The sequence below is a fragment of the Kitasatospora sp. NPDC041988 genome, assembly GCF_055588525.1.
On record NZ_JBVJCO010000001.1, the window covers coordinates 24384 to 34524 of the forward strand.

Sequence of the window (10141 nt, forward strand, 5' to 3'; positions counted from 1 at the left end):
CCGAGGTCACCCGATGGGGCACCCCGCACACGCGTCGGCGGGCATTCGGCCCTGCCGGCCACCGGGCGGCCCGCACGCACGGCCCTTTCCTCGTGCACCCCGACACCGCGCGCCCGCCCCGTCCCGCGGCTCGCCCGACACGGCGGGCGGACCGGCGCTACAGCTCCCTCAGGAGCGCGGCAGCACTCCAGTGCCCGGCCGCCCCGGGGCGGCCGCTCAGGTAGTCGGCCGCCCGCCCGAGGCTCCAGCCGTGGGCCTCGACCAGGCCGGAGGCGAAGTTGCGCAGATAGGCGGCGCGCGGGGCGTTCAGCTCGGCATCCGGAAGACCCCACGGCGCGGTGAACGTCAACACCGGCACACCGTCCAGGGCGCCGGGGCAGACCAGCGTCTCGTACCGGCCCGGCCCGAGCTGCTCCCGCCCCGCGCCGAGCACCCCGGCCAGGGCGAGATCCACCCCCGGCTCCCGGTGCATCTCCTGCGCCGCGATGTCACTGAACTGCCCCACGGTGAGCAGATAGGCGCGCGCGGGCATCTCGCCCGCCTGGGCGGGGTCGTAGAAGCCCATGCCGCCGCCCCAGACCGCCGACTCCAGCGCGAAGTACAGCGCCCCCGGCAGCATCACCGGCACGGTCTGTTCGGGCGGCCCGCCGTCCCGGCACCCCGGATAGGTGCGGGCCCCACCCGGCGGCCGGCCGCCCCGCAGGTAGCAGTCCAGCCGCCCGGCATGCATGTTCGAGCCGTACGCCGCGTACCAGACCCGCTCCGCGGCCCTGCTGACATCCCGTCGGATCTCCTCCACAACCAGCGACGGTACCCAACGAGCCGACACCCCGTCCGGTCCTCCCGGCCGTCAGGCCGCGCCGTGACCCGCGTCGCGGTGGCCCAAGGAGCGTCGGCAGCGCGGCGTCTCCCACACGGTCCACGAGATCCTGACGGGGATCGCGGACGAGCAGGAGCGGTTCGAGGCGGTCCTCAACCCGCCGCAGCCCCGGGGCAGGTGGACGCCGGACGAAGCCAAGCGGCGGGTCGGCCGGCAGGTCGAGCGCCCGGTCACGCCGGAGGCAGCCTGACCCGCTGAATCACCCCGAGGAAGAGACCGGGCCCTGAGGATACAAGGGAGCCGCCGGGAGCAGCGGAGAGGACGTACGGGGAAGTCCCCGACCGGAAGGCCGGGGACTTCCCTTGAGGTGCAGGCCGGCACCGAGTCCACATTCCCCCGGGCGGCGGTCAGTGGAACGTCACCGCGTACTGGCCGGCTTGCCCGGTGACGGGCTCGTAGTGGGCCGCGCCGGCGAGTCCCTTGTACTTCAGGGTTCCGCCGGTCACGAACCCGTCGAAGCCCTTGGGCTCGACTCCGGCGCGAGGGACGGGCACGAGGGCCCTGACGCCGATCTGGGCGCCGTTGTTGAACTCGAAGACGAGCTCGCACTGGGACTTGTTGTACTTCGCGCCCTGCTTTTGCAGGACGCATTCCCGGTAGACGGTGCCGACCGTGTCCGTTCCGTTCGTCATGGGCCCGGTGCTGCCGCAGGGGACACCGATCCCGGGCAGGCCGAGGGCGCAGGACAGGGGTGCCGTGCCGACCGGGTCGACGGTGAAGGCCGGGACGACGAGCTCCTCCTTCGTGTCGTCGGCTGCGGCCGGGCCCGCCAGCGCGGTCACGGTCGCGAGGGCCACGAGAGCCAGGGCGGCCAGGCGACGGGGAGAGGTCATGCTGCGCACCGGGGCCTCAGTTGGCCGAGACCTTGTACTTGTTGGGAGTGCCGGGGACCGGTGTGTAGTGCAGGTTTCCGGTGACCCCCTCCCACGTCAGGTTGCCGCCGGTGATGGCGCCGTCGAACTCCTTCGGCTCGACGCCCGCGTGCGGGGCCGCGATCAGGACGAGCGCGGTGAGGGTCAGGCGCCATGCGCGGGTCCCAGCACCGGGTGATTCGGCCGCTCGAAGTACGGCCGGAGCGTTTGTTCAGCCAGGCGGAACAGCTCGGCTACCCGCGGCCGGATCGGGGCGCGTAACAAGCATCGACGCTGCGCGTGTGCAGGCCGCGCCCACGGGACTCGTGATCGGTGTCATGCGGGCCCTCATGCCGGCCCCGCGGCCGGTCTCCCGCGGCGGGGGCCTCAGTTGACGGCCGGGCAGGGCGGTTCCGGTGCGGGCTCGGTCGAGCGTACCCACGCGGCGAAGGCCTCGACGCCGTCCACGACCGCCTCGTAGCGGAGCGAGTGGAAGAGGTCGAAGGCGTGCTGGGCGCCGGGGAGTTCGGCGTACACGACGGGGCCGTCGGAGGCGGCCCGCAGGTCGGCGGTGAACCGGCGGGCGATGGTGACGGGGACGACGGTGTCGTGGTCGCCGTGGACCAGCAGGAACGGCGGTGCGTCCGCGCGGACGTGGGCGGAGGGGGAGGACTCCGGGCCCTGGTCGTAGTAGGGGCCGTAGTAGCCGTTGAGGCCGATGGCGGCGGTGACCGAGGTGTCGGCGGTCTCGAAGCCTGGCTGGAGGGCCGGGTCGCCGGGGGTGAGGGCGGCCAGCGCCGCCATGTGCGCGCCGGCCGAGCTGCCCGCGACGAACAGGGTGGCCGGGTCGGCGCCGTACTCGTGGGCGTGGTCGCGGGCCCAGGCGATCACCCGCTTGAGGTCGATCAGGTGCTCGGGGTGCCGGACGTCGGGCCGCAGCCGGTAGTTGGCGCTCACGCAGACCCAGCCGCGGCTCGCGAGGCGGTGCAGCAGGGCCATGCTCTGGCTGCTCTTGCGGCCGTGGTGGTAGCTGCCGCCGTGCAGGTGGATCAGCAGGGGAGCGCCGGCGGGCCGGGTGCGGTGGTGGTAGACGTCGAGGCGGTGCCGGCGGCCGGCGGGGCCGTACGGCAGGTTCGCGGCCCGGGAGACGCTGCGCGGGCGGCCGGGGAACGGCCGGAGCAGGATGCGGGCGAGCGGCCGGCCACGGCGCAGTCCGGCGGCGGTGCCGGGGGCGATGGCGGCCCGCCAGCCGGTACCCAGGCCCTCGGTGAGGGCGTCTTCGACGACGGACCGGGCGCGCAGTCCGCGCCGGACGACGACCGCGAGCCCCACCACGGCGGCCGCGGCGGCCGCGACGGCCGTCCACCCGGCGGGTTCGTGGATGTCGCCCTGGGCGAAGGCGTTGGCGGTCCAGAGCACGGTCCAGCCGAGGGCGACGAACGGCAGCTCGTTGACGACCAGGCCGAGACGGAAGCCGAGGTCGGCGAGTGGCCGCGGCCGGCGCGGCGGTGCGAGGGCGAAGAGCGTGCCGGCGGCGACGGACGCCACGGTCACCAGGTAGCCGATGGGCACGGGACCATCCTCCGATCAGACCGGTCCACGGTTTCACCCCAGCGGTTCTACCCCACCCGTGGTACCCCATCTGTGGTACCACGGGTGGGGTAGCATCGGCAAGGTGAATACGGACCGACGCGACCGGCTACGGGATGCGGCCATCGAGGTGCTGGCGGAGGCCGGCGGGCGGGGCCTGACCCATCGGGCCGTCGACGCCGCCGCGGGCGTACCCGCGGGCACCGCCAAGAACTACTTCCCCACCCGGGACGCGCTGCTCGCGGCGGTGGCCGAGCGGTGCGCCGAGCTGTACGCGGAGGTGCCCAGGCCCGCGCCCACGGACCGCGCGGGCCTGGCGGCGATGCTGCGCGCCCTGCTGGAGAACGTCGCCGGCCCGGGGCGCGCCCGGATGCTCGCCTACCTCGAACTGCGCGCCGAGGCCGCGCGCCGGCCCGGGCTTGCGGTCGTCCTGGACGCGGTGGCCGCCGCCGACTTCACCGCCTTCGAGCAGGCCCAGCGCGCCGCCGGCCTGCCGGTCACCCGGCAGCGGGCCGCGGCCGTCACGCTGGCGCTGCACGCGGCCGTCCCGCACCTGCTGGCCGGCGGGCCCGGCACGCTCGCCGCCGCGGGCCTGGGCGACCTCGACGGCTTCACCCACAGCCTGCTGGACACCGTCTACGGGCCGCCGCCCGCCCGCTGAGCTCGGTCAAACGGGCAAGCGGACAAACGGCCGGACGGTTCACCCCGCCGTCAGCGCCGGAAGAGGCCGGTGAGCAGGCTCCACCAGCCGCGCCGCTGCCGCGGAACGGTGGCGACGGCCGACGCCGGGCCCGCGGGCACACCGGCGGGCGCCGGGGGCGGCGTCCTGGGCGCGGTGGGCCCGGGGATCAGCGGCTCGGGGGCGGGCACGTGCTTCGGGGTGAACTCGACCGGCAGCTCGACCAGGTGCCGGGAGATCCAGGCCGACGTCCAGGTCAGCTCCTCCTCCTCGATGGCGAGACGGAGGTCCGGCAGTCGGGTCAGCAGGAGGTCGATGCCGCTCTCCGCGATGGCCCGGCCGATGTCCTGGCCGGGGCATTCGTGCGGGCCGCCGCCGAAGGAGAGGTGGGAGCGGTTGCCGTGCAGCGGCTTGGACAGGTCGGGGCGGACGGCCGGGTCGACGTTGCCGGCGGCGAGGCCGAGCAGGAGCATGTCGCCGGTCCTGATCTGCTGGCCGCCGAGCTCGGTGTCGCCGGTGGCCCAGCGGCCCGCGACCAGCGACATCGGCGCGGAGTCCCAGAGCACCTGGTCCAGCGCGTCGGGCAGGGTCATGTGACCGCCGGACAGGTGGGCGCGGAAGCGCCGGTCGGTGAGGACCATCTTCAGCGTGTCCGCGATCAGGTTGACGGTCGTCTCGTTCGCGGCGAGGAGCACCACCCGCAGGTGCTCCAGCACCTCGTCGTCGGTGAGCCCGGCCTCGTGCCGCATCAGCCAGGAGACGAGGTCGTTGCCGGGCGAGACCCGCTTGCGCTCCATCATGCGGCGCAGCGTGGCGACGACGTAGTCGTTGCTGGCGATGGCCGTCTCGGTGCCCTTCATCAGGTCGCGGGCGGCCTCCACCAGCCGGGGTCCGTACTCCTCCGGCATGCCGACCAGCTGGGTCATCACGAGCATCGGCAGGTGCTCGGCGAACTGGGAGATCAGCTCGGCGTGGCCGTCCGGCCCGAACTCGTGGATCAGCTGGTCGGTGAAGCGGGTGACGTAGCGGCGGATCCCGCGCCGGTCGAAGCGGTTGAGGCTGTCGGTGACGGCGCCGCGCAGGCGCTTGTGCTCCGCGCCGTCCGCGAAGACGCAGAGCGGCTGCCAGGCGATGACCGGCATCAGCGGGGAGTCCGGGGTGACGAGGCCTTCCTGGAAGGCGGTCCAGCGGCGGGAGTCGCGGGAGAAGCGGGACGGCGTGCGCATGGCGGTGAGGTTGGCCGAGTGGCCGAGGATCAGCCAGGCGGGGAGGTCGCCGTGCAGGAGGACGGGGGCGACCTCGCCGTGTTCGGCGCGCAGCTTCTCGTACAGGCCGGCCGCGTCGGCCTCGGCCTCCGGGCCGTAGATCCGCCGGAGGCCGGGGGCGTCGAGGCCGTGGGTGCCGGTCCGGTGGGCGGGGCAGCCCGGCGGCGGGGTGGGGGAGGCGTCGTCGGGGAACGGGGTGGTCACGGTTTCTCCGGGGTCAGCGGGAGGCGGTCGTGGTGGTGCGGGTGGTGCGGGTGGTGGCGGGGCCGGGGGCTCACCGCCGGGGCCGGGGGCTTACCGCCCGGGCGGCGCCGAGAGGTTGTACAGGTAGTGCATCAGCGCCAGCAGGACGTCCCGGCTGGATTCGCGGGCCCGGGCGTCGCAGTGGACGATCGGCACCTCGGGCGGCAGGTCGAGGGCGGCCCGCAGCTCCTCGGTCGGGTAGGTCGGCGACTCCGGGAACGTGTTGGCGGCGACGACGAACGGCACGCCGCGGTCCTCCAGCCGCCCGATCACGTCGAAGCTGACTTCGAGCCGACGGGTGTCGACCAGGACGACCGCGCCGAGCGCCCCCTCGAACAGGCCGTTCCAGAGGAACCAGAACCGCTCCTGCCCGGGGGTGCCGAAGACGTACAGCACCAGCTCCTCGTTGATGCTGATGCGGCCGAAGTCCATGGCGACGGTGGTGGAGGTCTTGCGTTCGATCCCGGCGGTGTCGTCGACGTCGGCCCCGGCCTGGGTCATCGTCTCCTCGGTGGTCAGCGGGCGGATCTCGCTGACGGAGCCGACCATGGTGGTCTTGCCGACACCGAAACCGCCCACGATCACGATCTTGACGGCCATGGTGGCCGTGTCCGGGAGCAGGTCCGCGCTGGGCGGACCCGTCACGGTGTCAGAGCTTCTGGAGTCCATGCATCACCGCCTCCAAGAGGGCGCGGTCGGGGAGGATCGCCTGCGGGATGCAGGCGCGGGCTTCGATCCGTTCCTCGTTGAGGAGGTCGGAGAGCAGCACGGTGACGGCACTCATCGGCAGTTCCAGGTAGGCGGAGATCTCGGCGACGGACAGCGGGGAGCCGCAGATCCGCAGGATCGCCGCATGCTCGGGCTGCATGGCGGGCGTCGGCTCCGCGCGGGAGACGATGAGGGTGACCAGGTCGAACGTGGTCTGCTCGGTGACGCCGCTGCGGCCGCGCGTGATCACGTAGAGGCGTTCGGGGTCGTCTTCGTCCCAGCCCTGGCCCTGGTCGGCTGCGCTCATGCGACCTGCTCGCCGTTGCGCGGGGGCGTGGTGAGGTGCTCGCCGATCCGGGCGACGAGGTCGCGCATCCGCTGGCCCATCAGCCCCGCGTCGACACCCTCGTCGGCGAGCACGGCCAGGTAGGCGCGGGCGCCGGCGGCCATCAGGTAGAAGAAGCCGCCGCCCATCTCGATGACGACCAGCCGCATTCGGCCGTCGCCGTACGGGAACTCGTGGCCCACCGCGGCGGCCAGGCTCTGCAGCCCGGCACAGGCGGCGGCGAGGCGGTCGGCGGTGTCGGTGTCGGCGCCGTGCTGGGCGATCCGCAGACCGTCGGCGGAGAGGACGATGACGTGACGGGTGTACGGGACGCTCTCCGCCAGGTCCTTGAGCATCCAGTCCATGTTGCTGCGCTGCTGCATTACTGCTCGCCCTTTTCTGCCGACTCTTCACCGGTGCGGACGGCCGCATCGGTTGACGGTGCTTGTCCGTTGACCCCTTCGGTGAACGCGGCCAGCCACAGACCGGGCTGGACCGGCGCCTGCGCCGGCTCGGGGACGGCGGCCGGCCGGGGGGTGACGCCGCGGGAGGGGGCGGCGTGACGGCGGCGCTGCGGCAGGCCGTTGGCGGTCCGCCCGCTGATCACCGGGATGTCGTCCTCGGCCGGGGTCCCCCCCGGGCCGCCCGCCCCGGCGGACCCGAGCGACGATCCGCGGGACGACCCGCGGGACGAGCCCGGCGACGATCCGGGCGGCGCTCCCGTCCCGGAGACGGAGACCGTCCGCGCCCCCCACGGCTGCGGACCGCCCGCGGCCCGGGAGATCCCGGCCGTGCGAGGCGTCGCCGCGGGCCGGGGCGCACCGGTCGCGCGGGACTTGGCGGCGGCGCCGATGCCGTGGGCCCGGCCGGTGGCGGGGGCCGTGGTGATGCACTCCTGTGGCACGATCAGCACGGCACGCACCCCGCCGTACGCGGAGGGCCGCAGCGAGACCTGGAAGCCGTACGCCCGCGCGAGGCGGCCGACGACGGCCAGACCGAGCCGGGGGGTCTCGCCGAGGTCGTTGAGGTCGATGCCGGCCTGCGCCTCCCGGAGCATCCGCTCGGCGCGGGCCCGACCCTCCTCGCTGAGGCTGAGGCCGCCGTCCTCGATCTCGATCGCGATGCCGGTCTGCACCTCGACGGCGGTCAGGTGCACGCTGGTCTGCGGCGGGGAGTAGCGGGTGGCGTTGTCGAGGAGCTCGGCGACCGCGTGGATGAGCGGCTCGACGGCGGGCCCGACCACGGCGACCTCGGACACCGGGTGCAGCTCCACCCGCCGGTAGTCCAGGATCCGCGAGATCCCGCCGCGCAGCACGCTGTACAGCGGCACCGCCCGGCCCCACTGACGGCCGGGCCGGGCACCGCCGAGGACGGCGATGCTGTCGGCGAGCCGGCCGATCAGCGCGTTGCCGTGGTCCAGGCGCAGCAGGTCGTCGAAGACGGCCGGGTTGGTGCCGTGCCGGTTCTCCATCTCGCGCAGGTCCTGGGCCTGCCGGTGGACAATGGCCTGCACGCGGCGGGCGATGTTGACGAAGGCCCGCTGGGCGGACTCGCGCAGCGCCTCCTCGTTGTCGACGGCCTCCAGGACGGTCCGCAGCACGGCCTGCCGGGCAGCCTCGAACTGCGGGCCGGCGATGGCGTCGTGGGACTCGTACGCCCTCAGCACGTCCTCGACGGAGGCGCCGCCCTGGAGCCGGGCGACCGCCGCGGGCAGGTCCTCCCGGGCCAGCCGGGCGGTCTCGCTCTCCTGCCGGGCCAGCCGGGCGAGCAGCTCGCGTTCCTGCCGGACGCACCGCTCCCGCAGGGCGTCCAGAGCACGCCCCCGGCGTGCCGCCTCACCGGCCACCACGGCCGCCGCCGCCGTCCCCACCAGCCCGCACCAGACGACCCCCGCCCGGGCGCCGGCGGAGACCGCCACCGTCGCGACGACAGCGACCGCCGCCGTCACCACCACGGGCAGGAGCAACACCAGCACGGGAGCGGAGCGCCGACCTCTGGGTGACGATCCAGCACCAAGCATCAGCATCCTCAAACGATCGAAAGAGTATTGAACGACGGGCGGGCACCGGCCCGTGCGGACAGCGTGCGGCGGGCGCGCGGCGGTCCGGGTCGTGAGACGTACGGCCGGCTGCCGGCAGTCCCCCGGGGCCGGACCTCAACGGCCCTGCTCTGCAGCTGATTTCGGTGCCTCCCCGGTCGGATGTCCCACGTGTCGCGCACACCGCCGGGACGTGCCGGGACAGGGTCCCTGTTCCCGCCGTCCGGGTTGTGCGGGAACCAGGTTTACCGCGCCCCGGGCTCGCCGGACCGCTGCCCGCGCCCAGTTCGCCCATGCGGGGGGAGTCCTGGGGAAACCGCCCCGCACCGCAGGGGGCCGTGCTAAGCACCCCGCTTCCGAACTCACCGGCGCCGGCGGGCTCGTGGGGCCCGGGTGGAACGAGCGGGCACGGTCTGGCAGCATGGCCGGATGGCAGGAATCCGACAGACCGTCAGCTCGGGGCCGCCGCTGGAACCGCAGATCGGTTTCTCGCGGGCGGTCCGGGTGGGCAACCACGTGGCGGTCGCCGGCACGGCCCCGATCGCGGACGACGGTTCCACGGCGGCGCCCCGGTGACGACTACCCGTGGGCCTCCAGCTCGACGGGGAGCCGAGCCGCCCGCGCCGGCATTCACCCGGGCCCGAGGGCCCTGACCGCCGTTCCCGTGCGGTACAGCTCGACCAGCAGCGGCCGCAACGCCTGGCCGGCGGCCGTGAGCCGGTAGCTCGTCCGCACCGGGAAGCCGCGCAGCCGCTCATGCACGACCAGCCCGCGCTCCTCCAGTGCCCGCAGCCGTTCGGCGAGCACTTTCGGGCTGATCTGCGGCAGCCGTTCGCGCAGTTGGCCGAAGGAGAGCGGCCCGTGCATCAGCTCCCGCAGCAGCAGCGTCGTCCACCGTCCGGACACCGCGGCCAGGGCCACCTCGACCGGGCAGGTCGCCTCCGGCCGTGCCGTCCGCCCCTGCCGGTCGGGTACGAGCTCGGTGTCCCAGGAGCGCTCCGCCGCGTCGGTTCCCGTTTGGTGACCTACGCGGCCGCCGATTTCACTGCTCTCATGATCCATGCAGCCACTGTCACCCTGACCACCGAGGCCGGGCAACACCCGGCCGTCTTCGCCGCCGCCTTCGACACCGGCGACCCGGCCGCCGTCCAGCAGGTCTACGAGCCGGGCGGCGTCTTCGTCCCGGTCCCCGGCTCCGCCGTCTCCGGGCCGGAACTCACGGCGGCCAGCGCCGAGTTCCTCGCGCTCGGCCTTCCCATCACGGTGCGCCCCCGGCACACCTACGTGGCCGACGACATCGCGCTCCTGATCGTCGACTGGTCCATCTCCGGTACCACCCCGGACGGCGAGCACGTCCACCTCGAAGGCACCGCGACCGATGTGGCCCGCCGGGGTCCGGACGGGCGGTGGCGGTACGTCATCGACAATCCCTTCGGCACGGCCGAGGCGCCCTGAGGCCCGGCAGCGGTAGCGCGGGAGCAGGGGGCGGGCGTTGGGGGGCGGGGGGGGCCAGGGCGGTCCGCGGTGGGGGTTGTAGATGGATGGAGATAGGGCTTAAAAGG

12 protein-coding genes and 1 pseudogene are annotated in these 10141 nt (G+C 74.2%); 4 read left to right on the forward strand and 9 right to left on the reverse strand.

Translation table 11 applies throughout. The features are described from left to right. Positions 1-157: 157 nt before the first annotated feature. On the reverse strand, positions 158-730 hold the full coding sequence (locus ACZ6NC_RS00135; protein ID WP_465728285.1) for a histone deacetylase: 573 nt from the start codon (positions 728-730) through the stop codon (positions 158-160). 160 nt (positions 731-890) lie between these two features. Between ACZ6NC_RS00135 and ACZ6NC_RS00140 the strand changes: the two are divergent. Continuing rightward, positions 891-1070: pseudogene (locus tag ACZ6NC_RS00140) on the forward strand (DUF6192 family protein); the annotation flags it as partial. Positions 1071-1227: 157 nt separating this feature from the next. Here the strand turns inward: ACZ6NC_RS00140 and ACZ6NC_RS00145 are convergent. After that, positions 1228-1713, reverse strand: a complete 486-nt coding sequence (locus ACZ6NC_RS00145; RefSeq protein ID WP_465727276.1) for a hypothetical protein — start codon at positions 1711-1713, stop codon at positions 1228-1230. A 405-nt stretch (positions 1714-2118) separates the two neighbouring features. Next, a complete protein-coding gene (locus ACZ6NC_RS00150) occupies positions 2119-3303 on the reverse strand; it encodes an alpha/beta hydrolase (RefSeq protein ID WP_465727278.1) in 1185 nt (394 codons plus the stop codon). A gap of 103 nt (positions 3304-3406) precedes the next feature. Between ACZ6NC_RS00150 and ACZ6NC_RS00155 the strand changes: the two genes are divergently transcribed. Then, a complete protein-coding gene (locus tag ACZ6NC_RS00155) occupies positions 3407-3982 on the forward strand; it encodes a TetR/AcrR family transcriptional regulator (RefSeq protein ID WP_465727280.1) in 576 nt (191 codons plus the stop codon). A 50-nt stretch (positions 3983-4032) separates the two neighbouring features. Here ACZ6NC_RS00155 and ACZ6NC_RS00160 read toward each other — a convergent pair whose 3' ends face one another. From ACZ6NC_RS00160 to ACZ6NC_RS00180, 5 genes are all read right to left on the reverse strand, one after another. Continuing rightward, a complete protein-coding gene (locus ACZ6NC_RS00160; RefSeq protein WP_465727282.1) occupies positions 4033-5469 on the reverse strand; it encodes a cytochrome P450 in 1437 nt (478 codons plus the stop codon). 90 nt (positions 5470-5559) lie between these two features. After that, a complete protein-coding gene (locus tag ACZ6NC_RS00165; protein WP_465568600.1) occupies positions 5560-6177 on the reverse strand; it encodes a GTP-binding protein in 618 nt (205 codons plus the stop codon). After that, the gene (locus ACZ6NC_RS00170; protein WP_465727285.1) at positions 6158-6523 is read right to left on the reverse strand and encodes a DUF742 domain-containing protein; all 366 of its coding nucleotides are present in this window, start codon (positions 6521-6523) and stop codon (positions 6158-6160) included. The genes ACZ6NC_RS00165 and ACZ6NC_RS00170 overlap by 20 nt, the downstream gene beginning before the upstream one ends. Then, entirely contained in the window at positions 6520-6924 is a 405-nt protein-coding gene (locus tag ACZ6NC_RS00175; RefSeq protein WP_465727287.1) for a roadblock/LC7 domain-containing protein, read from the reverse strand. Before ACZ6NC_RS00175 ends, ACZ6NC_RS00170 begins: the two co-directional genes overlap by 4 nt. After that, positions 6924-8561 carry an ATP-binding protein gene (locus ACZ6NC_RS00180; RefSeq protein WP_465727289.1) on the reverse strand — a complete coding sequence of 546 codons (1638 nt, stop codon included), beginning with the start codon at positions 8559-8561 and terminating at the stop codon, positions 6924-6926. Before ACZ6NC_RS00180 ends, ACZ6NC_RS00175 begins: the two co-directional genes overlap by 1 nt. A 447-nt stretch (positions 8562-9008) precedes the next feature. Here ACZ6NC_RS00180 and ACZ6NC_RS00185 point away from each other — a divergent pair, with 447 nt between their 5' ends. Next, entirely contained in the window at positions 9009-9155 is a 147-nt protein-coding gene (locus ACZ6NC_RS00185; RefSeq protein ID WP_465727291.1) for a hypothetical protein, read from the forward strand. A 54-nt stretch (positions 9156-9209) separates the two neighbouring features. Here the strand turns inward: ACZ6NC_RS00185 and ACZ6NC_RS00190 are convergent, their stop codons facing one another. Then, positions 9210-9641, reverse strand: coding sequence for a winged helix-turn-helix transcriptional regulator (locus tag ACZ6NC_RS00190; protein WP_465727293.1), 432 nt, complete (start codon positions 9639-9641; stop codon positions 9210-9212). On the opposite strand from ACZ6NC_RS00190, the gene ACZ6NC_RS00195 reads away from it, so the two are divergent. After that, positions 9633-10034: a YybH family protein gene (locus ACZ6NC_RS00195; RefSeq protein ID WP_465727295.1), complete on the forward strand. Its 402-nt coding sequence runs from the start codon at positions 9633-9635 to the stop codon at positions 10032-10034. The genes ACZ6NC_RS00190 and ACZ6NC_RS00195 overlap by 9 nt on opposite strands. Positions 10035-10141: the final 107 nt, after the last annotated feature.